The sequence below is a fragment of the Mesorhizobium sp. B3-1-6 genome (genome assembly GCF_006439555.1).
Classification (GTDB): Bacteria; Pseudomonadota; Alphaproteobacteria; order Rhizobiales; family Rhizobiaceae; genus Mesorhizobium.
The window spans coordinates 180,261-201,640 of record NZ_VFTM01000005.1; the positions used below are offsets into that span (position 1 = coordinate 180,261).

General features: G+C 65.0%; 18 protein-coding genes. 10 read left to right on the forward strand and 8 right to left on the reverse strand.

Features of this window, described 5'->3' with window-relative positions; translation table 11 throughout:
* Nucleotides 1-186: 186 nt before the first annotated feature.
* Nucleotides 187-897 (forward strand): flagellar biosynthetic protein FliO, encoded by a 711-nt coding sequence (locus tag FJ414_RS07410; protein WP_140642935.1) that lies wholly within the window; start codon nt 187-189, stop codon nt 895-897.
* Between the two features lie 122 nt (nt 898-1,019).
* On the opposite strand, the gene dksA is transcribed toward FJ414_RS07410, so the two are convergent.
* The gene (gene dksA / locus FJ414_RS07415; RefSeq protein WP_095765270.1) at nt 1,020-1,436 is read right to left on the reverse strand and encodes an RNA polymerase-binding protein DksA; all 417 of its coding nucleotides are present in this window, start codon (nt 1,434-1,436) and stop codon (nt 1,020-1,022) included.
* A 248-nt stretch (nt 1,437-1,684) separates the two neighbouring features.
* Between dksA and FJ414_RS07420 the strand changes: the two genes are divergently transcribed.
* The 4 genes from FJ414_RS07420 to FJ414_RS07435 all read left to right on the forward strand — a co-directional run bounded on the left by FJ414_RS07420 (nt 1,685) and on the right by FJ414_RS07435 (nt 5,457).
* Nucleotides 1,685-2,188 carry a histidine phosphatase family protein gene (locus FJ414_RS07420; protein ID WP_140642937.1) on the forward strand — a complete coding sequence of 168 codons (504 nt, stop codon included), beginning with the start codon at nt 1,685-1,687 and terminating at the stop codon, nt 2,186-2,188.
* A gap of 63 nt (nt 2,189-2,251) precedes the next feature.
* Nucleotides 2,252-3,724, forward strand: coding sequence for a YcjX family protein (locus FJ414_RS07425; protein WP_140642940.1), 1,473 nt, complete (start codon nt 2,252-2,254; stop codon nt 3,722-3,724).
* Nucleotides 3,721-4,803, forward strand: coding sequence for a TIGR01620 family protein (locus tag FJ414_RS07430; protein ID WP_140642943.1), 1,083 nt, complete (start codon nt 3,721-3,723; stop codon nt 4,801-4,803). Before FJ414_RS07425 ends, FJ414_RS07430 begins: the two co-directional genes overlap by 4 nt.
* A gap of 99 nt (nt 4,804-4,902) precedes the next feature.
* Complete coding sequence (locus tag FJ414_RS07435; RefSeq protein WP_140642945.1) at nt 4,903-5,457, forward strand: hypothetical protein; 555 nt, start codon at nt 4,903-4,905, stop codon at nt 5,455-5,457.
* Nucleotides 5,458-5,531: 74 nt separating this feature from the next.
* Here the strand turns inward: FJ414_RS07435 and FJ414_RS07440 are convergent, their stop codons facing one another.
* The gene (locus FJ414_RS07440; protein WP_140642947.1) at nt 5,532-5,798 is read right to left on the reverse strand and encodes a hypothetical protein; all 267 of its coding nucleotides are present in this window, start codon (nt 5,796-5,798) and stop codon (nt 5,532-5,534) included.
* Between the two features lie 357 nt (nt 5,799-6,155).
* Between FJ414_RS07440 and FJ414_RS07445 the strand changes: the two genes are divergently transcribed.
* Together FJ414_RS07445 and FJ414_RS07450 are read left to right on the forward strand one after the other, a co-directional pair.
* Complete coding sequence (locus FJ414_RS07445; protein ID WP_140642949.1) at nt 6,156-7,991, forward strand: monovalent cation:proton antiporter-2 (CPA2) family protein; 1,836 nt, start codon at nt 6,156-6,158, stop codon at nt 7,989-7,991.
* A 10-nt stretch (nt 7,992-8,001) separates the two neighbouring features.
* Nucleotides 8,002-8,550 carry a DUF924 family protein gene (locus FJ414_RS07450; protein ID WP_140642952.1) on the forward strand — a complete coding sequence of 183 codons (549 nt, stop codon included), beginning with the start codon at nt 8,002-8,004 and terminating at the stop codon, nt 8,548-8,550.
* Nucleotides 8,551-8,561: 11 nt separating this feature from the next.
* Here FJ414_RS07450 and folK read toward each other — a convergent pair whose 3' ends face one another.
* Genes folK through folP form a run of 3 tightly spaced genes read right to left on the reverse strand, consistent with a single transcriptional unit; the run spans nt 8,562 to nt 10,274 of the window.
* Nucleotides 8,562-9,074: a 2-amino-4-hydroxy-6-hydroxymethyldihydropteridine diphosphokinase gene (folK, locus tag FJ414_RS07455; protein ID WP_140642956.1), complete on the reverse strand. Its 513-nt coding sequence runs from the start codon at nt 9,072-9,074 to the stop codon at nt 8,562-8,564.
* On the reverse strand, nt 9,058-9,417 hold the full coding sequence (gene folB / locus FJ414_RS07460) for a dihydroneopterin aldolase (protein ID WP_140642958.1): 360 nt from the start codon (nt 9,415-9,417) through the stop codon (nt 9,058-9,060). Before folB ends, folK begins: the two co-directional genes overlap by 17 nt.
* Nucleotides 9,418-9,419: 2 nt before the next feature.
* Nucleotides 9,420-10,274: a dihydropteroate synthase gene (gene folP / locus FJ414_RS07465; RefSeq protein WP_140642961.1), complete on the reverse strand. Its 855-nt coding sequence runs from the start codon at nt 10,272-10,274 to the stop codon at nt 9,420-9,422.
* Between the two features lie 84 nt (nt 10,275-10,358).
* Between folP and FJ414_RS07470 the strand changes: the two genes are divergently transcribed.
* Together FJ414_RS07470 and FJ414_RS07475 are read left to right on the forward strand one after the other, a co-directional pair.
* Nucleotides 10,359-10,979 (forward strand): DUF922 domain-containing protein, encoded by a 621-nt coding sequence (locus tag FJ414_RS07470; RefSeq protein WP_140642963.1) that lies wholly within the window; start codon nt 10,359-10,361, stop codon nt 10,977-10,979.
* A 222-nt stretch (nt 10,980-11,201) separates the two neighbouring features.
* Nucleotides 11,202-12,686 carry an MDR family MFS transporter gene (locus tag FJ414_RS07475; RefSeq protein ID WP_140642965.1) on the forward strand — a complete coding sequence of 495 codons (1,485 nt, stop codon included), beginning with the start codon at nt 11,202-11,204 and terminating at the stop codon, nt 12,684-12,686.
* A gap of 59 nt (nt 12,687-12,745) precedes the next feature.
* Here FJ414_RS07475 and FJ414_RS07480 read toward each other — a convergent pair whose 3' ends face one another.
* The 3 genes from FJ414_RS07480 to FJ414_RS07490 all read right to left on the reverse strand — a co-directional run bounded on the left by FJ414_RS07480 (nt 12,746) and on the right by FJ414_RS07490 (nt 14,749).
* Nucleotides 12,746-13,777, reverse strand: a complete 1,032-nt coding sequence (locus FJ414_RS07480) for an NAD(P)/FAD-dependent oxidoreductase (protein ID WP_140642967.1) — start codon at nt 13,775-13,777, stop codon at nt 12,746-12,748.
* A gap of 90 nt (nt 13,778-13,867) precedes the next feature.
* Nucleotides 13,868-14,188 carry a 2Fe-2S iron-sulfur cluster-binding protein gene (locus tag FJ414_RS07485; protein WP_140642970.1) on the reverse strand — a complete coding sequence of 107 codons (321 nt, stop codon included), beginning with the start codon at nt 14,186-14,188 and terminating at the stop codon, nt 13,868-13,870.
* Nucleotides 14,189-14,380: 192 nt separating this feature from the next.
* Nucleotides 14,381-14,749, reverse strand: a complete 369-nt coding sequence (locus FJ414_RS07490) for an Hpt domain-containing protein (protein ID WP_140642973.1) — start codon at nt 14,747-14,749, stop codon at nt 14,381-14,383.
* 301 nt (nt 14,750-15,050) lie between these two features.
* On the opposite strand from FJ414_RS07490, the gene FJ414_RS07495 reads away from it, so the two are divergent.
* Nucleotides 15,051-21,245 (forward strand): kinesin, encoded by a 6,195-nt coding sequence (locus tag FJ414_RS07495; RefSeq protein ID WP_140642975.1) that lies wholly within the window; start codon nt 15,051-15,053, stop codon nt 21,243-21,245.
* Nucleotides 21,246-21,380: the final 135 nt, after the last annotated feature.

The following is a 21,380-nucleotide window of genomic DNA, read 5'->3' on the forward strand; positions in this document are numbered from 1 at the left end:
TCCGACGGGCGCGGACGGCCGGTTGAATCACATTCTCCTGTAACGGAAAAGGCCCCGGCGGCAAATGTCCGATAAAATCAACGATTCATGTTTCAAACTGTTCACGATAGGTGATGTGAACTTGCGGTCGCTGGTCCCAACGGTCTAGTGTCCCCTCACTTCAAAGATGGCGATTGGGGTGCACTGATGCAGTGGCTGGATAATGTAGCGGGCCCGGGTTACGTCGCTGCAATCCTGTGGACGGTAGCGGCCCTCATCCTGCTGGTTGTCGTCCTGCTCGCCATCAAGGTGGTCCGCAACCTGACCTTCGGCACCTTCGTCGCCGGCGGCAGGAACCGCAAGACGCGGCTTGCCGTGATGGATGCCACCGCTGTCGACAGCCATCGCCGGCTTGTCCTGGTGCGCCGCGACGACATCGAGCACCTGATCCTGATCGGTGGGCCGACCGATGTCGTGGTCGAGCGCGACATCAGGCTGGCAGCACCGCGCCGCCCGGCATTGACGGGCGACGGCGGTCAGCAGCAGACAGGAGCTGCGCAACGCCCGCGCGCGCCGCAACCGGCGCCCGCCCCCGCCAGGCCGCCGGCGCCGCCTGCCGCCCAGCCAGCTGCCGCCACACATCCGCGCGCGCCGGCGCCCGCGCCCATCAAGCCGGCCGCGCCGAGCCAGCCGACGGCCAAGGTCATGCCGCTGCCGGGCTACGGGACGACGAACGGCAGCACCAGATATGCGCCACCGCCCTCAAACGACTCCATCGACGACACGCTGATGCACGAACTCGAGACCTCTCTCGACGACCAGCATTCCCAGCCGGCAATCGCCAAGCCCGCGGCCAAACCTTCGCTCGATGACGAAATGACCAAGCTCCTTGGCGAGTTGGGCAGCCACAAGCGCTGACCGGCCACCGGCGCAAGCGAGCCTCTTCGCGCCCCTGTCGGCAAAGACAAATGGGGCGCTGAAAAACAAAAAATGGCCGGAAATCCCGGCCATTTTCGATGTTCTTGCCCAGCTAGATTGCGTCAGTCGTCGCGATAGACCTTCTCGCGACGCTCGTGGCGCTCCTGCGCCTCGATCGACAGTGTCGCGATCGGACGCGCGTCGAGCCGCTTCAGCGCGATCGGCTCCCCGGTCTCCTCGCAATAGCCGTAGGTGCCTTCGTCGATGCGCTGGAGCGCGGAGTCGATTTTCGAGATGAGCTTGCGTTGGCGATCGCGGGCGCGCAATTCGATGGCGCGGTCGGTTTCGGAGGAGGCGCGATCGGCTAGGTCGGGGTGGTTGGCGTTTTCCTGCTGCAGGATTTCGAGGGTTTCGCGAGCTTCGCGGAGAATGTCGTTCTTCCAGGTGATAAGCTTTTGACGGAAGTACGATTTTTGCCGTTCGTTCATGAACGGCTCGTCTTCGGAGGGTACGTAATTGGCGGTAACGATATCGTTCATTCGACTCACCCAACAACCCCAAATTTGGCGCCTATATATTCGGGGACAAGAGCCTGCACAAGCGCTATCGGCGACAGTTTCACGCAATTGTTAGTCACGCATCGGCGGCCCGCGCGATGACTTTGTTTCAACGGCACAAAACGAATTCGCACATGATTCGTTGCAGTTGCTGACGCCGGCCATTGTGCATGACTTGGTTCTGGTGACTAATCGCGCTTTGCCAAGAAGGCGGCGTCACGGGGGTCCGGTTGAGCAGACTTTATCTGTTGCGGCATGCCAAAGCCGGCTGGGCGCTGCCCGGCGTGCGCGATTTCGACCGCCCGCTCGACGAATCGGGCATCGCCGATGCCGAAGCGATCGGAGAGGCCATGCGGGCCCGCACCTACGTGCCGGACGTCACCCTTTGCTCCAACGCCAAGCGGGCGAGGCAGACGCTGGAAGGCCTGGCGGGGCGCACCGACACCGGCCGGGTCCTGTTCTTCGACACGCTCTACAGCGAGGATGCGGCCGGCTACCTCGACATCATCCGCAAGAATGGCGGCGCCAACTCGCTGCTGGTGATCGGTCACAACCCAATGACCGAAGATCTGGCCATGGCGGTGTCCGGAGATGGCGAGCAGGCGGCGCGCGGCATGATGAATCACGGTTTTCCGACCTCCGGCCTTGCCGTGGTGCGCTTCCCCGGCAACCTTGCCGAAGCGGCGCAGGGCAACGGCTATCTCGAAGCCTTTCTCACGCCCGCCGACCTCTGAGGCCATTTCAAACGCGCGGTCCAGGGCCTATATCGGGCGCTGACGCGCAACCAGAGGCCCGATTTGGCATCATCGCTGACCAATTTCACCGACGAGGCAAGGATTGCGCTCGACACGTTGTCGGGCCGTGCCGCCGGGCTCTTCTCTCCGTCATTGCGTGTTGGCGTCACCGGCCTTTCCCGCTCCGGCAAGACGGTGTTCATTTCGGCCCTCGTTCACAATCTCATCCATGGCGGACGCCTGCCGCTCTTCGAAGCGCAGAAATCTGGCCGCATCGCCCGCGCCTTCCTCGAGGAGCAGCCGGACGATGCCGTTCCGCGCTTCCAGTATGAGGATCATGTCGCGGCTTTGGTGAACGATCGCGTCTGGCCGGACTCCACGCGCGCCATCTCGGAACTGCGGCTCACCATCGAATATGAGTCGGCTTCGGGCTGGAACCGGTTGTTTTCAGCCGGAAAACTATCCATCGATATCGTCGACTATCCCGGCGAATGGCTGCTCGACCTGCCGCTGCTTGGCAAATCCTTTGCCGACTTTTCGCGCGAGGCGGTCGAACTGGCCGCCCTGCCCGTCCGCTCGGACCTGTCGCAGGCCTGGCGCGAACTGGCCTCCGCCATCGATCCCGATGCCGACGCCGACGAGATGGCGGCGCGGCGATTGGCCGAAAGCTTCGCCGCCTATCTCAAGGCCTGCAAGCTCGACGAACGCGCGCTGTCGACACTGCCGCCCGGCCGTTTCCTGATGCCGGGCGATCTCGAAGGCTCGCCAGCGCTGACCTTTGCGCCGCTGATGACGCTGTCGCAAGGCCGGCCGCGCTCCGGATCGCTGCAGGCCATGATGGAACGCCGCTACGAGGCCTATAAGACGCATGTCGTCAAACCGTTCTTTCGCGAGCACATCGCCCGCCTCGACCGGCAGATCGTGCTGATCGACGCCATGCAGGCGCTCAACGCCGGACCGGCTGCCATGGCCGATCTGGAGCGCGCCGTCACCGAGATCCTGTCCTGCTTCCGGCCCGGGCGGGGCAATTTCCTCACCGACTTCTTCTCGCGCCGTATCGACCGCATCCTGGTCGCCGCGACCAAGGCGGACCATCTGCACCACGAAAGCCATGACCTGCTGCAGGCGATCGTGCGCCGGCTGACCGACCGCGCCGTGGCGCGCGCGAATTTCAGCGGCGCCGCCGTCGACGTCGTCGCCATGGCCGCGGTTCGCTCGACCCGCGAAGGCACGGTGAAGCAGGGCCGCGAGACGCTGCCCGTCATCATCGGCGCCCCGCTGAAGGGCGAGAAGATCAATGGCGAGACATTCGACGGAAAGACCGAAACCGCCATATTCCCGGGCGATTTGCCGGAAAAGATCGATGCGGTGTTCGACAATTCCGGATCGCCGCCCGACAGCACCGAACCGGCGATCCGCTTCGTGCGTTTCCGCCCGCCGAAACTCGAACGCACCGCCGAAGGCGTCACGCTGTCCTTGCCGCATATCCGGCTCGACCGCGCGCTGCAGTTCCTGATCGGAGATCATCTGGCATGACCGCGCCCCGCAAACCGGCGGCCTTCCGCATCGAGCCCGAGACCGAGGCGCCGCCGCAACCACAGCGAAACCGCGTCGCCGAGGAGCAGCCGGCGCGCAGGCCACGTGCCGCGCGGGCTGATGTGGCGGTCGTGATCCCCTCGGAGGTCGATGTCTTCGACGAGCCGGACATCGAGGCTGCGGTTCCGCCACCGGCGACGGCGCCGAGAAAGCGCTCGCTGCTTGCCCGGCTGTTCCTCGGTGCTCTGAGCGTGCTCGTCTCGCTGGCGGTCGGTCTTTGGGCCGACCAGCTGATCCGCGACCTGTTCGCGCGCGCCGAATGGCTTGGCTGGCTGGCGGCCGGCATGGCGGCGATTGCGCTGCTCTCGCTGCTCGTCATCCTGGTCCGCGAATTCCTCGCCATCGCCCGCCTGGCCGAAGTCGAAAAGATGCAGAAGCGGGCCCTGGATGCCGTGGCGCGCGACGATCCCAAGGCGGCGCGTGCCTTGGTCGACGAACTCTCGGCCTTCGTCGCGGCAAAGCCCGAGACCGCCGCTGGGCGCCGTTCGCTCGCCGAATTGCGCGGCGAGATCATCGACGGCGCCAATCTGGTGCGGCTTGCCGAGACCGAGATCCTGTCGCCTCTCGATGCCCGCGCGAAAATCATGATCCTCGAGGCCGCGAAGCGCGTATCCCTGATCACGGCCGTCAGCCCGCGCGCTCTGGTCGACATCGCCTATGTCGTGTTCGAGGCCGGCCGCCTGATCCGGCGGCTCTCCGAACTCTACGGCGGCCGCCCAGGCACGCTCGGCTTCTTCCGGCTGGCGCGCGGCGTGCTCGCGCATCTGGCGGTGACCGGCTCGATCGCGGTGGGCGACAGTTTCGTGCAGCAGATCGTCGGCCATGGCCTGGCCGCAAAACTCTCGGCAAAACTCGGCGAAGGCGTGGTCAACGGCATGATGACGGCGCGCATCGGCATCGCCGCGATGGAAACCGCCCGCCCCTTGCCGTTCATCGCCGTCAAGCGTCCCGGCCTAGGCGATTTCCTCTCGGCGCTGACCTCGTTCGCGGCGCGAAAGAACAGCCAAGACGACCGATAAGGTAAACGCGTGACCCGCTGCGGGTGACGAAGCATTAACCAATCTTCTGCATGGTCAGTCCGGTCCCAAGAATAGACTCTTTCGTGCCGGGTGTCGTCGATGAGAAGCGTAATCCTGTCCTGCGTCCTGCCTGCCACCATTGCGATTGCCGCGCCGCTCGGACTGGTCGAAAAGGCCTTTGGCGCAGAGCCGGACAAGCAGTTTTTCCGCTCCGTCGAAGGCAGATGGGTCGGCCCTGGCGAGATCATCGCCGGCAAGTACAAAGGCACCAAATTCATCTGCGATTTCAATGGCTCGACGCCCGCCAGCAAGCTCGGCATGACGCTTGACGGCGGCTGCAGGGTCGGCGTGTTCACGCAAAAAATGTCGGCCAGCGTCGAACGCAAGGGGCACGATGGTTACAGGGGCACCTTCATGGGCGGCTCGACAGAAAGCGGCATGGACATTGTCGGCGGCAATGTCGTCGACGCCCAGAAAGTCGTCTTCACCATCAACCGCAAGCAGTTGAACGGCGTCATGCAGGCGCGTGTCCCCGACGGCAATTCGATGACCGTGACGGTGGCCGTGCGCGTCAACAATCAGCTGGTGCCGGTGATCGGCATGAGCCTGAAGCGGATCGATCCGGTCGAAGTCGGCGCCATCGCCAAGAACTGATCCGGCGCGCCAACATCTGCAAGAAAAGGGCGGCGGCCGCGTGACCACCGCCTTCGCATTGTCGATGGTTGAGTTCAACCCTTGATGGTGGCGGTCAGCTCGTCATAGGCCTTGCAGGCTTCGTCGAGCGTCGTCGCGCCCTGATATTTGGTCGTCACGGCCTGCACCTTGGCGGTCAGATCGGCCGCCTTGCTCGGATCCTTGGTGATGGCTTCCTGGAGCGCGGCGGCCATGTCCTGCGCCTTCTTGGCAGCGATTTCTTGCGTGCATTCCGGCCCCTTGGAGCAAGCCGAACCGACCAACGCCGCAACACCAACGGCAACGAGCAAAAACTTCTTCATATCAATCATCTCCTCAAAAAAGGCAGCCGCCCATCGCCGCTGCCTCCGATGGCCGAAGCCGAACGTGCCATAACCTCTGATTGTGGCGTTACGCAACGACCGGGCCGTGTCAACTTGTGTAACGCGGTTGCAACAGGCGTTCGCCGCGGAACCTGCTGCTTCGTATCCTGCGGCGTGCCCCTGCTCTTCCAGCGCCCTTGCCTCTCGCTCCCGGGGCATGCAAGGAGTGCTTCTGATGCATGTCGCCCAGAAGTGTGCAGCGGTTCTGGGACAACGACATGCATCAAATCAAAAACCTAAAGCGCGTCGCCTGCATCCGTTTCAGAGGGACGCGCCTTAGAGAACGGGATGACAGGCATGGCAGCTGAAGCGTCGAGCAGCGATCTGGTGCAGGTGGTGGCGCTGCTCGCCGCGGGCGTCGTCGCCGTGCCGATCTTCAAGCGCATGGGGCTGGGCTCGATCCTCGGCTACCTCGCCGCCGGCGTGGTCATCGGCCCCTTCGGCCTGCGCATCTTTTCCGAATCGGAAGCGATCCTCCATGTCGCCGAGCTCGGCGTCGTCATGTTCCTGTTCATCATCGGCCTGGAAATGCAGCCGTCGCGGCTCTGGGGGCTGCGCCGCGAGATTTTCGGTCTGGGTGCCTTGCAGGTTGGCGTCTGCGCTGTCCTGCTCACTCTGGTCGGACTGGCCGGAGGCTTTCCCATCGCGCAGTCCTTCGTCGCCGGCGCCGGCTTCGTGCTGACCTCGACGGCGATCGTCATGCAGCTGCTCGAGGAGCGCGGTGAGATCGCCACGCCGAAAGGCCAGCGCATCGTCTCCATCCTGTTGCTCGAAGACCTGATGATCGTGCCGCTCCTGGCGCTGGTCGCGTTCCTCGCGCCCGGCGGCGCCGAAACCAGCCTTTCGGAGCGACTGACCGAGGTCGGCATCGGCATCGCCGCGATCGTTGGACTGGTCGTGGCCGGCCGTTACCTGCTCAATCCGCTCTTCCGCATCCTGGCCGACGCCCGCGCCCGCGAAGTCATGACCGCCGCCGCGCTTCTGGTGGTGCTGGGATCGGCCCTGGCCATGCAGCTCTCCGGCCTGTCGATGGCGATGGGCGCCTTCCTTGCCGGCGTGCTTCTGTCGGAATCGACCTTCCGCCACCAGCTCGAAGCCGATATCGAGCCGTTCCGCGGCATCCTGCTCGGCCTGTTCTTCCTCGCCGTCGGCATGTCGCTCGACCTCGGCGTCGTCGCCCAGAACTGGCGGCTCGTCGCCGTCTATGTCGTCGCCTACATGGTCATGAAGGCGGTCGGCATCTACGCCGTGGCGCGCATTCTGAAGAGCAGCCACCGCGAGGCGCTCGAACGCGCCGTCTTCATGGCGCAGGGCGGCGAGTTCGCCTTCGTGCTTTACTCGTCCGCCGCCGCGGTCGGCATCATCGACGGCCAGGCCAACGCCACGCTGACCGCCATCGTCATCATCTCCATGGTGCTGACGCCCTTGGCGATCGTAGCGCTGCGCTACCTTACCCCGCGCGACGAGCAGTCCCTCGACGGCGTCGACATCGCCGACGGCCTCACCGGCAGCGTGCTGATCATCGGCTTCGGCCGTTTCGGCCAGATCGCCAGCCAGCCGCTTCTGCTGCGTGGGATGGACGTCTCGATCATCGACAACGAGGTGGAGATGATCCAGGCCGCGGCCGATTTCGGCTTCAAGGTCTATTACGGCGACGGCACAAGGCTGGACATCCTGCATGCGGCCGGCGCCGGGCGCGCCCGTGCGGTGCTGATCTGCGTCGACAAGCCGGACGCCGCCGTGCGCATCGCCCAGCTGATCAAGGCCGAATTCCCTCTGGTCGCGATTCTGGCGCGCGCTTTCGACCGCGGCACGGCGCTGCAGCTCGTGCGGGCCGGCGTCGACTATCAGCTGCGCGAGACCTTCGAATCGGCGCTGGTCTTCGGCGGCTCCGCGCTGGAGGCGCTGGGCGTCGATCCGGAAGAAGTCGCCGAGGTCATCGAGGATGTGCGGCGCCGCGACGAAGCGCGCTTCGAGACGCAACTGGCCGAGGGCGTGCGCGCCGGCCAGCGTTTCCTCAAGGGCAATATCGGCACGCCGATCCCGACGCCGCTCACCCAGCCGCGCCGCGCCGGCCGAGCGTTGAACCAGGAAACCGCCGTCGTGCTGAACCAGGCAGAGACCAAGAACTGAGGGGCAACGCATGGCAGAATTCGATCCGTGGGCGCTTTCGGTCACCAAATTCTGGCGCGATGGCGGCGAGGATGCCTGGTTCGAGAAGAACGACGCCTTCGACACGGATTTCCGCAATCGCTTTTTGGAGCTGCATTACGCCGCCGCGCGGCGCGAATGCGACCATTGGAATGCGCATGCCGAAGGGTCGCTGGCGCTGATGATCCTGCTCGACCAATTCCCGCGCAACTGCTTCCGTGGCACCGGCCACATGTTCGCGACCGATCCGCTGGCGAGATACTTCGCCGACAAGGCAATCGCCGCCGGTCAGGACCTGGAACTGGAAGAACTGGTTCGCGTCTTCCTCTATTTGCCCTTCGAGCATTCCGAATTGCTGGCCGACCAGGAACGGTCAGTGCAACTCACAACCGCCAAAGCGCCCGACTACCTCAAATACGCCGAAGAGCATCTGGAGATCATCCTGCGCTTCGGCCGTTTTCCGCACCGCAACCGGATGCTTGGCCGCGCGACGACCGCCGAGGAAAAGGCATTTTTGGACGGCGGCGGTTTTTCCGGCTAACCATCCGGGTTTTAGCCGAGCCACCATTCGCGGCCGGACGGCAGCCGCTCGATACCGGAAATATCGACGGCGCCGAGCCGCTCCGACACGCTCCTGCCGCCGACCGAAAGCCCTGGCGCGATCTCGGCCAGCGGCGCCAGCACGAAGGCGCGCTCCAGCATGCGTGGATGCGGCACTTCGAGCCCGGTCTCGTGGATCACCCGGTCGCCGAACACCAGGATGTCGATATCGATCAGGCGAGGCCCCCAGCGCTCCTCGCGCACGCGCTTCAACCGCCTCTCGACGTCGAGGCAAAGGTCGAGCAGCGTGCGCGGCGAGAGAGCCGTCTCGATCGCGGCGGCGGCATTGAGGAAATCCGGCTGGTCGAGCTTGCCCCAAGGCGGCGTGCGATAAAGCGAGGAGACGGCGGTGACGCGCGTCGCGTCGTCGCCGTCCAGTATGCGCAATGCCGCGCCCATGGACTTGGCCGGCTCGCCGAGGTTGCCGCCGAGACTGAGGTAGACAGCGCTATTCTGGCCAGACAACGGTCACCTCGACATAATCGAGCACGCCGGGCACCGGCGCGTTTGGTTTGCGCACGGTGATCTCGGCCTTCCTGATCTGCGAAAACCTGGCCGTCAGCGCCTTCGCGACCTCCAGCGCCAGCGCCTCGATCAGGAAGCGGCGATGTCCGGTCACGATCTTCTCGATGACCGCGAAGGCGACGCCGTAATTGACGGTATCCTCGATGGAATCCTCCGTCAGCGGACGGCTGGGCTCGACCGTCAGCTCGGCATCGACATAGAAACGCTGGCCAAGCGTCTCCTCCTCGTCCAGCACGCCGTGGCGGGCGAAGAAGGCGCAGTTCTTCATACGGATGACGTACATGATCAGTGTCCGGGAGGAAGCTCGGTTTCGCGTTGAAGCATAGCATCGGTCACCGCCAGCGCATCCACGTTGATTGCGACATCGTGGACGCGAAACAGGTCGGCTCCCTTCAAGCGCAGGATGACGCTGGTGGCAGCCGTGCCGGCTGCCCGTTCGGCGGGCTCGCGCCCGGTCGCGGCGCCGATGAAGCGCTTGCGCGAGGTTCCGGCCATCAACGGGTAGCCGAGCGCCCGGAGCTCGGAAAATCGCGCCATCAGGTCGAGGTTTTCCTCCGACGTTTCCTTGGCGAAGCCGAAGCCGGCATCGAGCACGATCTGGCTGTCGGCGACATTGCCGGCGCGCGCGATCTCCAGCGATCTGCGCAGGAAAAGCAACTGATCCTCGATCACGTCGGGCAATTTGTGCCGTTCGCGCCCGGTATGCATGATGACGAGCCCGGCCCCGGTCTCGGCGGCGACGCGCGCGATGCCCGGCTCGCGCTGCAGCCCCCAGACGTCGTTGACGATATGGGCGCCGGCGGCGACGCCAAGCCGCGCGGTTTCCTCCCGATAGGTGTCGACCGAAATCAGCGCCTCGCCGGAAGCGGCGAGCGCCGAGATGATGGGCAGCACGCGCGCCTGCTCTTCCTCGGCCGTGATCGGGGCGAAACCCGGCCGCGTCGACTCTCCGCCGACATCTATGACGGCCGCGCCCTCCTTCACCATACGGCGCGCTTGCTCCAGCGCCTTTTCAGGCGCGATGAACAGGCCGCCGTCCGAAAAACTGTCGGGCGTGACGTTCAGGATGCCGACGACGACCGCCTTCGGACCGAGGTCGAGATAGCGCCCATGCGCCAGCTGCCATCGCCTTGTCGTCATCATCCATCAACCATGCGTGATCCGCGCGAAATCAATTCCGTTGCGCTGGTGACGGCCCTAAAGCAAGGTGCGTGAAGAGGCAATATGATGAACCGATCCCTTCTCTGCGCCCTGATGCTCGCTTTGACCGCCACGCCGGCGGGCGCGGCCAACCTGGTCAAGACTTACAGCTATTTCAGCGTCGGCGGCCGCACGCTCGACGATATCCAGAACCAGCTGTCGAGAAACGGCCCCAAGGTGAAGAGCACCGGCTCGCGGCATCCAGGCGCCACGCAGATGGCCTTCACCACCCGCATCAGCTACGCGCAGGGCGCGGACTCTTGCCGCATCACCGATGCCGCCGTCACCGTGAAGGTCAAGGTGATCCTTCCCGAATGGCGGCGCCCGCGCAAAGCCGATCCCGACGTCAGGCTGTTCTGGGACACGCTGTCGGCCGACATCAAGCGGCATGAGGAGCGCCATGTCGAGATCGCCAAGAATCATGCGCGCGCGCTCGAGGATGCGCTGAAGGCCGCCCCCGTGCAGAAGACTTGCGAACAGGCGAAGGCGAAGGCCGCCGCGATCCAGGCAGCCGAGCTCGCCAGGCACGATCAGGACCAGTTGCGCTTCGACCGCGTCGAGAGCGTCAATTTCGAAAGCCGTATCCTTCGGCTGATGCGCTACCGCATGGAACGCGTCGAAGCCGGCCAACTGCCACCGCCTTGACTTGAGAGCCAGCCCATCCCGGGCCAATTTCGTCCAAGCATGGTGCCAGACTGGAAAAACTTTCGAGCGGCGGTCGAAATCGGCCTATATCGAATGACATATAGCGGGTTCGAAGCAGCCCCCAGGGCCTCGAACGGTGAAGAGAAATGACAGACGCCAGGCACGACGGGTCGGCCGCAGCCGTTTTGGCGCACTGAGCATCAGCCTTTGAAAGAATGACGCATGGACCAGACCGTCGAGAACCAGGCGATGGCGCCGAAAGCCGCGCCGATGATGAGCGAGAGCGAGAAAAATGCCATCATCGGCGGCGTGCTGTTGTCGATGTTGCTGGCGGCCCTTGATCAGACCATCGTAGCCCCTGCTCTGCCGACGATCGCCCGCGCGCTCGGCCATGCCGAATATCTGCCGTGGATCGTCACCGGCTATCTCTTGACCGCGACCGCGATGGCGCCGCTCTACGGCAAGATTTCCGACGTCTACGGACGCCGCCCCGTCATCTACGCCGCCATCCTCGTCTTCCTGCTCGGGTCGCTGGTCAGCGCGCTTGCGCCCAACATGCTGGTGCTGGTCATCGGCCGCGCCATCCAGGGCGCCGGCGGCGGCGGTCTCTTCGCGCTCGCCCAGACGGTCATCGGCGATCTCGTGCCGCCGCGCGAGCGAGCGCGTTATGCGGCCTGGATCTCCGGAACCTGGGCGGTCGCCAGCGTCGCCGGCCCGCTGCTCGGCGGCGTATTCGCCGAACATTTGCACTGGTCGCTGATCTTCTGGATCAACCTGCCGATCGGCTTCCTGGCCATGGCCATCATCAACAACCCGCTGAGGAAGCTGCCGATCGCGGCCAAGAACCACCGCATCGACGGCCTGGGCGCGGTGCTGCTGGTTATCGCCACGTCGCTGCTGCTCCTGGCGCTCAATTGGGGCGGCAGCGCCTATCCCTGGTTCTCCCGCGAAATCCTTGGGCTGGTCGCCTGCTCGGTCGTATTCTGGGCCTTCTTCGCGTTGAGGGTGCTCAAGGCGGCCGAGCCTTTGATCTCGCTCGAAGTCCTGAGCAACCCGATCGTGCTCGCCGGCACAATATCGATGTTCCTGCTGCAGGCCGCCAACATCGGCGCGTCGGTATACCTGCCGGTCTATCTGCAATCGGTCGTCGGGCTTTCGGTCAGCGAATCCGGCACCGCGATGCTCGGCCTCTTGCTGGGTACGGTCGCCGGCGCGACCTTCAGCGGCCGCACGATCCCGCGCTTCGTCCACTACAAGCGCATCGCCATGATCGGCGTCAGCCTGGCCATCGTCTGCATTGGCGGGCTCAGTGCCATTGCGGAACACGCCTCGCTGCTCGAGGTGGAAATCCTGACCACTCTGATCGGGCTGGGCAGCGGCACGACATTCCCGGTCGCCACCGTCTCGGTCCAGAATGCCGTCGATCGCGCGCATCTGGGGGTCGCGACAGGCGTGCTGACCTTCCTGCGCACGCTGGGCGGCGCGCTCGGTGTCGCCTTGCTTGGCGCCGTTGCGCTCGGCTACGGCCTGCCGCTCTCCGCCGAAGGCTCGCAGACGCATATCCAGCTGGCATCGGCGTTGCCGTTCGTGATGATTTTCGTCGCCGCCGGCATCATGCTCGTTCTGGCGCTTGTCGTGCTCTTCCTGATGCCGGAAAAGGAACTGCGCGGCCGCGACGAGCACGCCGCGCCCGTGCTCGCGGAATAGGAGTTGAGATTCAGGGTGCTGCGTTCGCAGGACCGGCGTCACCTGAATATCAATACGCCTTAATCGTGGACGCCGAGCTTCTTCTGCAAACTGGTCGACGAGGTCGTATACTGGAAAACGATCCGCTCGCCGGGGCTGACGATGCGCTTGGCGGCCTGCGCCATCAGCGCCACCTCATGGAAGCCTGACAGGATCAGCTTGAGCTTGCCGGGATACCAGTTGATGTCGCCGACGGCGAAGATACCCGGGACCGACGTCTGAAACTTCTCGGTGTCCACCGGGATCAGGTTCTCGTGCAGGTTAAGGCCCCATTCGGCGATCGGCCCGAGCTTCATCGTGAGGCCGAAGAACGGCAGCATGCGGGTGCACGGCACCTCGACGTCGCCGTCCGGGCCGCCCTTGATGGTTGCCGACGCAAGCTGGCCGTCGGCGCCGGCAAGGCCGCTGACCTGGCCGACCAGGAACTCGAGCTGTTTCATCTCCTGCATGGCATACATCTTGTTGACGCTGTCGGGCGCGGCCCGGAATTCCGGACGGCGATGCACCAGCGTCACACTTTTGGCGATCGGCTGCAGGTTGAGCGTCCAGTCGAGCGCCGAATCGCCGCCGCCGACGATGACGAGGTCATGGCCGCGGAATTCCTCCATGCGCCGGACGGAATAGAAGACGCTCTTGCCTTCATAGGCCTCGATGCCCGGAATGGGCGGACGCTTGGGCTGGAACGAGCCGCCGCCGGCGGCGACCACCACCACCTTGGCTTCGAACATCTCGCCTTCGTCGGTCGCGACGCGAAAGATTCTGTCCTCGAGCTTTTCCAGGCTCGACACCATGCGGTTGAAGGTGAAATCCGGCTTGAACGGATGGATCTGCTCCATGAGCTTGTCGACCAGGCCTTGCGCGGAGATCGTCGGCCAGCTGGGAATGTCGTAGATCGGCTTTTCCGGATAGAGCTCTGCGCATTGCCCGCCCGGACGGTCGAGAATGTCGATGAGGTGGCATTTCATGTCGAGCAGGCCGAGCTCGAACACCGCAAACAGGCCGACCGGCCCTGCCCCGACAATGAGAACGTCCGTCTTGATGGTATCGCTCATGCGCTGCGTCCCTTTTGGGAATGCCGCGAGACTGCATGACCTATCGCCTGCTGCCAAGCAGCCAGCGCGAAAGAAAATTGGAAAATCGGCTTAACCCTGGCGTTCGGGGACCCGAACGATCAGCCCGTCCAGCGCGTCGCGCACCTTGATCTGGCAGGAGAGGCGCGAGTTTGGCTGGACCTCATAGGCGAAGTCCAGCATGTCCTCCTCCATCGCCTCCGGCTCGCCGACCTCTGCCGTCCATGCTTCGTCGACATAGACATGGCAGGTCGCGCAGGCACAGGCGCCGCCGCATTCGGCTTCGATGCCCGGAACCGCGTTGCGGATTGCGTTTTCCATGACCGTCGAGCCGTTTTCGGCTTCCACGTCAAATCGGGTCCCGTCATGGGCTATGTAAGTCAGCTTGGTCATTAAGTCACCTGAGGAGTCGCAGCCGAGATAATCACTCTACCGGACAAGTCAACTGCGGCGCGAAAGCGCCACGAAATGACGTTTTTCAGAAAGATAGCGCTAGAGCATGATGCCGAAAAGTGTGAAGCGGTTTTCGGGCGACACCATGCTCTATCTCTTTGATCTAGAGACGGATTCAGAAATCATCCGGCTCTAGCGGCTGATGCCGGCGATGAAGTCGCGCACTTCCTCGATCAGCGTGCCGAGCCGCTTGAGCGCCCGGACGTCTTCCGGCTGCCCTTCGATGATCGCCGCGCAATCGGCCACCGCAAAGGCGCCGATGCCGCGCGCCGAGCCTTTCAGGCCATGCGCCAGAAGCACCCTTTGCCTGGCGTCGGCATCCGCGATCTGGTCGCGGACGGACAGCGACTGGTGCACGAACAGCGCCAACACTTCCCGTTCGAGGTCACGGTCGCCCATCGTCTGGCGCGCCAGATGGCCGAGGTCGACCGGTCGGGCTCCGGCCGTTCCGGAGGCATCTCCCCCCGGCATGGAAAACGCAATACCACTTTCGCCACGCATACGCACTGCAACTCCATCAAGCGGGCAGACGGGCCCACGAAAATAGGCGCTTCCGGTCGCCAACGGGTTAACGATTGCAGGGGAAAAATGTTGTCACGGAGGCAGCCGGATCACGTCTCCGTTAACCTTATATTTAAAGTTTTACGTATCGCCCGGAATGCATGTTTTCTTTACCCCTGTGTGTCATTACGATACGAAGGTCCATTTTTCAGCCTCCTGCTCGGGATAGACAAGCCAGAATCGGGCCAGAATCAGGCCAAAATCATAAGTCCCGCGGCAGCTAGTACAGGGTAGCGAAGGCATGGCTAAGAAACCAACGACGACCAAGTCTCTCGAGAATGACGTAGCCGCGGAACTGGAAAAGGCGCTTGACCTTGACCTTAACGGCGACGACGGCGGCCTCGATATGGCGGCGTCGATGGAGGATCTCGAAGCGCAGATTTCGGCGGCGGCCGATGAACTGGCGCGCGAAGGCCGCAGCCAGAGGACGGAGCCGGCAAACAATCCCCAGCCTGCCAACCCCCAGTCTCCCAGGGCGCCCGCGGCCAAGCCGGCCGAGTTGCGCCCAGTCGAGCCGCGTAATGGGCAGCCGTCCGGCCTAACGCCTCCCGCCGGCTTCACGCCCGCCAATGACGACCGCCAGAAAGACTATAAGACGCTGCTGCACAGCCTCAACCGCCGTGCGTCGAGCACCGTCTACTGGGTGATCGCCTTTATCTCGCTGGCCTGGATCGCCGGCGCCGGCGGCCTGGCCAACCTGTTGTTCGGCCCCGGCATCTGGAAGATCCGCACCTTCGACCAGTTCTTCGCCCGTCCCGAGCTGATTGGCCTGGCGGTTGCCGCGATCGTTCCGGTCATCCTGTTCTGGGCGTTCGCCGCCATGATCCGGCGCGCGCAGGAAATGCGCATCGCCGCGCAATCCATGACCGAGGTCGCCTTCCGCCTGGCGGAGCCCGAAAACCTCGCCCAGGACCGTGTCATGATGATCGGCCAGGCCGTTCGCCGCGAGGTGGCGGCCATGGGCGAAGGCATCGAGCGCACCCTTGCCCGCGCGGTCGAGCTCGAAACGCTTGTCCACGGCGAAGTCAGCCAGATCGAGCGCTCCTATTCCGAGAACGAGGCCCGCATCCGTTCGCTGGTCGATGGTCTCGGCAGCGAACGCGAGGCGGTCGTCACCCATGCCGAGCGCGTGCGCGCCTCCATTGCCAGCGCTCACGAGACGCTGCGCGACGAGATCGGCTCGGCCAGCGATATCATCCGCGACTCCATCCTTAACGCATCGACCAAGCTGTCGATGACGATCAACAATTCCGGCGACACGCTGATCGATCGCATCAATGAAAGCTCGACGTCGATCTTCGATTCCGTCGAATCGCGCCTGGACAACATCACCGACCGGCTTTCGACCTCCGGCGAGGCTTTCGCGAGCCTCCTCGACACCCGTATCGCCAAGTTGACCGACACCACGGACGGCCTCACCCGCTCGCTGACCGACCTGCTCGATGACCGCACCAATGGCATGGTCTCGCTGCTCGGCGGCGCGGCGCGCACCTTGAGCTCGGAGTTCGAGACGAGCCTCAGCGGCATCGAACGGACGCTGGCCGAGCGCGGCCAGGCGCTGATCAGCGAATTCCAGACCCGCGCCGAGGCGCTCGACACCGGCACGCAGAAGCTCAATGCCGCCCTCGAAGCGCGCGCCCGCCAGATCAACGAGACGATGGTGGAGCGCGCGAAGGAAATCGCCCACGCCTTCGCGGAGAGCAAGGACACGCTGTCGGCGATGATCGATCAGGGCAAGACCCAGATCGGCGCCGATATGGCCGACATCATCTCGTCGACCTCCTCGATGCTCGAAGCCCGCGCCACCGACTTCGCCGGGCGCATGGAAGCGGCCCGGCATGTGGTGTCGCGCTCCTTCGATTCCGACATCCAGCGGCTGGCCAATGCCCGTGTCGGCATCGAGGAAGCGGTCGAGAACCACAGCCGCGCGCTCTCGGAGAGCCGCGAACGCATGGCCACCGCCATGCAGGCGGACCTGGCGAAATTCGCCGAAAGCCGCGCGGCGATCGATTCCGCCGTCACCAACCAGGTGCAGAAGCTGGCGGAAGGCCGCGGCCTGATCTCGCGCGCGCTCGAAGAAGATCTGCGCAAGGTCAACGAGTCGCGCGCAGCTATCGATGCGTCGCTGGGCGGCCATCTGGAGCAGCTCGAGGAAGGCCGCAATCGCCTGTCCCAGGCCTTGAACGAAGACTCCGGCAGGCTAGTCCAAGCCCGTACAATGATTGACGAAATGGTCGCCGGCCATGTCGGGAAGCTGGCCGAGGGCCGCAACATCCTGGCGCGCGCCCTGGAGGCCGATCTCGGCAAGCTGCAGGACAGCCGCGCCTCGATCGACGGCATTGTCGCCGGTCAGGTCGAGAAGATCGCCGAAGGTCGCGCCGTGCTCGCCAAAGCGCTCGAAACCGACATCATCGGCATCAGGAACCTGATCGAGACGCACTCGAGCAAGCTCGCCGAGGACCGCGGCGAACTCAGCCGCGCGCTTGAAAACGATCTGAGCGGCATCCGCGGCCTCATCGACAGCCACGCCGGCAAGCTCGCCGATGACCGCGGTCTGCTTTCGCTGACGCTGGAAGCCGACCTCGCCAAGCTGGCCGAAAGCCGCGCCTCGATCGACGGTCTTGTCGCCGGCCAGGTCGAGAAGCTCGCCGAAGGCCGCGATATCCTAAAGCGCGCCCTGGAGGCCGACCTCAACACCATCAAGGGTGCCATTGCGGGACATTCGGACAAGGTGCTGGAAGATCGCTCCCAGCTGTCGAAAGCGCTCGAAGCCGACCTGCAGGCCGTCAGCGGTGCCATCGCCGATCACCAGGACAGGCTGGCGCAGGATCGCTCGACCTTGTCGAGGGCTCTGCAGGACGACCTCCAGAATGTGAGCGGCGCCATTGCCGACCACCAGAACAGACTCGTCCAGGACCGTTCGGTGCTGTCGAAGTCGCTGGAGGACGATCTCGCCAAGCTGGCCGAAAGCCGCTCCAGCATCGATGGGCTGGTCGCCGGCCAGGTCGAGAAGCTCGCCGAGGGCCGCGATATACTCAAGCGCGCGCTGGAAGCCGACCTCAACACCATCCAGGGCGCGATCGTCGATCATTCGCAGAAGATCACCGACCACCGCGCCGAGCTTTCGCGTGCGCTCGAAGCCGATATGGCCAATGCCAGCGGCCTCATGCAGACCCATGCCGACCAGTTGTCGCAGAACCGCACGTCGTTGTCCAAGGCGCTTGAGGACGATCTTGCCAAGCTCGCCGAGAGCCGCGCCGGCATCGACGGCCTGGTGTCCGGCCAGGTCGAGAAGCTCGCCGAGGGCCGTGACATCCTCAAGCGTGCGCTGGAAGCCGACCTCGCCAAGCTGGCCGAAAGCCGCGCCTCGATCGACGGCCTCGTCGCTGGCCAGGTCGAGAAGCTTTCGGAAGGCCGCGATATCCTCAGGCGCGCCCTCGAAGCCGATCTCCAGAAGCTGACCGAGAGCCGCTCGGAGATCGACGACGTCATCGCCGGCCATGTCGGCAAGCTGTCCGAGGGCCGCGACATGCTTGCCAGGGCCCTGGAGGACGATCTCGTCAAGCTCGCCGACGCGCGCAAGGACGTCGATCGTTCGGTTTCCGGGCATATCGACCAGATCGCCGCCAGGAGCAGCGACATCTCGGCGGCGATTGCCGCCGACGTCGAGAAGATCGAGCAGGCCTTCAGCCGGCAGACCGGTGTGATCGAAGAACGCGCCGGCACCATGGAGCGCGCGCTGTCGACCGGAGTCGACAATGTCCGCGGCGTGCTGGAAAAGACCGCCGTGTTCGTGGCGGGCGCGCTGCGCGACAAGGTCATGGAAGTCACCAGTGCCCTGCATGAGCAGGCAGGTACTGCCTTCAGCGACGCGGACCGCAAGATCGCCGAACGGGCCGAGCAGACGTCCGCCGCGCTGCTTTCCAGGGCCGAGGACATCGCCCAGGCCTTCGAGGCGGCGGACCGCCGCCTGCATGAGCGCGCCCAGGATACGTCCAACATGCTGATGGCGCGCGCCGACGATGCGTCGAGCGCGATGATGGCCCGCGCCGAGGAAACCGCGGACAAGCTGGCGACGCGCGCCGGCGAGATCGCCAACACCTTCGACACGGCCGACCAGAAGCTGGTTGCCCGCGCCGTCGAAACGGCGCAGTCGCTGGCCGCCCGCGCCGGCGACATCCTGCGCAACTTCGAGGGCGCCGACGAACGGCTCTCGATGCGCATCACGGAATCGGCCGAAGCGCTGGCCGCCCGCGCCTCCGATCTCGGCCGCATCTTCGACAGCGCCGACCAGCAGCTCATGTCGCGCATTGCCGAGGGTTCGGAAGCGCTTTCCGCCCGTGCCGGCGAAATCGGCCGCATCTTCGACGACGCCGACAACCGCCTGGTGTCGCGCATTGCCTCGAGCAGCTCGACCATCGGCGAGCATGCCGACACGATCGTCGGCGCCTTCGCCGCCACCGAGCAGCGTGTCGCCGACCGCGCCCGCCAGACCGGCCAGGAGCTTGCGGTGCATGCCCGCGAGATCGAGCAGGCGCTGGCCGGCGCCGACGAGCGGCTGGCCGCAAGCGCCTCTGCCGCCGCCGCCCGTGTCGAGGACCAGGTCGCGAGCGTGGAAAACCGCCTCGCCTACACCGCCGAGACCATGGGACAGAAGCTCAACGAGCAGGTCTCCAGCGCCGAGGCGCAGCTCATCTCGCGCGCCAATGTCATCGCCGAGACCTTCACGGCGGTCGGCCAGCATATCGGCCAGAGCACCAACGAGGCCGCGCGCACGATCGGCGCCAACACCCGCGAGCTCAACACAATGCTGGCGGCGCGTTCGGCCGAGATGGCGAAAATCCTCGACGAGACGGCCAAGCCGCTGGTCGAGCGCTTCGCCCAGGGCGGCTCCGAACTGCAGCGCAGCATGGAAGAGGTCACCGAACGGGCGGCCGAGAAGCTGCGCAGCGAGAACACGAACCTCGTCAACGCGCTGGCCAGCCGCACGGCCGAGACCCTGTCGGCCGTCGAAGGCGCGCGTTCCTCGCTTGCCGACAGCGTGGCCGATCTCATCGGCCGCATGACGACCTCCAGCGCGCAGCTCGGCCAGTTGATCGAGCAGGCTGCCGTCAACCTCGGCCAGGTCGAGGAGCGGCTCTCCGGCAGCACGCAGAGCTTCGCCACGACCACGGAGAAGGCCGCCCAGACCTTCGCCAGCTCCGCGCGTCTCGTCGATTCCAACACGACGCGGCTCACCGATCTGTCCTCGGCAACGCTGCGTGAGGTGGCCTCGATCGCGACCAAGTTCGACGAGCACAGCCGCCTGCTCTCCAGCGCCTCTAACCTGCTCAGCTCCGCGCAGAGCAATCTCGAGCACACGCTGGAGCGTCAGTCCTCGCTGGAAGACCTCGCCGTCGGCCTGGTCAAGAAGTCGGAAGACCTCGAGAAGGTGATGCGTTCCTTCGAAAGCCTCGTCGGCCAGACGATGCAGACCGCGGAGGGCCGCACGATGGAATCGGCGGAAAAGATCCGCACCGCCATCGCCGAGGTCGTCGATTCGGCGACGCGTCGCTTTGCCGACGCGACCGAGGAGATGCGCCGCACCGCGGGCTCGATCAAGAGCGAGCTCGACCTGACCCGCGCCGAGCTGAAGAAGGGCGTCATCGAGATGCCGGAAGAGGCCAAGGAATCGACCTCGGCCATCCGTCGCGCCGTCGCCGAGCAGATCAATGCGCTCAAGGAACTGTCGGATATCGTTGCGAAATCCGGCCGCAGCGGCAGCAGCGAACAGGGCGAACCGCGCGGTCTGCGGCCTGCTCCGCAGGCGCCGGCCCGCGCCGCCGAGCCGCCGCTGCGCCGTCCGCCGGCCCCTCAGCCCCAGCCGCAGCCCACGGCTCGCGCCCCTCAGGCGCCGCTCGCCGAGACCACGCTGCGCGGCACGCTCGACCTCGAACGTCCTGCCGAGGCGCCGCGCCGCGACCCGAACAGCAAGCCGCCGCAGGGCGGCTGGGTGCGCGACCTCCTGACCAACGCTTCGCGCGAGGAGGAGCTGCGGCCGGCAGCGCCGGCGGAAGCGCCGCGCGCGACCCCTGCCCAGCGCTCGCCGCTGCATGTCATGGAGTCGCTCAATTCGCTCTCCGTCGACATCGCCCGCGCCATCGACCATGACGCTTCGATCGAGCTCTGGAACCGCTACCGGCGCGGCGAGCGCGACGTCTTCACGCGCCGCCTCTACACGCTGAAGGGCCAGCAGACTTTTGACGAGATCCGTCGCAAGTACCAGGCAGAGGCGGAATTCCGCGCCGCGGTCGATCGCTACTGCGAGGATTTCGAGAAGCTGCTCAAGGATGTCTCGCGCAACGACCGCGACAACATCATGGCGCAGACCTATCTGACGTCCGACACCGGCAAGGTCTACACCATGCTGGCCCATGCAAGCGGCCGCCTGCACTGAAGCCGATCGGCGGACTGAAACAAAAAGGCGGGCCGGGGCCCGCCTCAGACTGCTGACGAACCCCGTCGATTTTCGGCGGGGTTTTGTTTTATGTGATTGAAGAGTTTTGAGAAGTTGGTGTCAGGAGATTTTGAC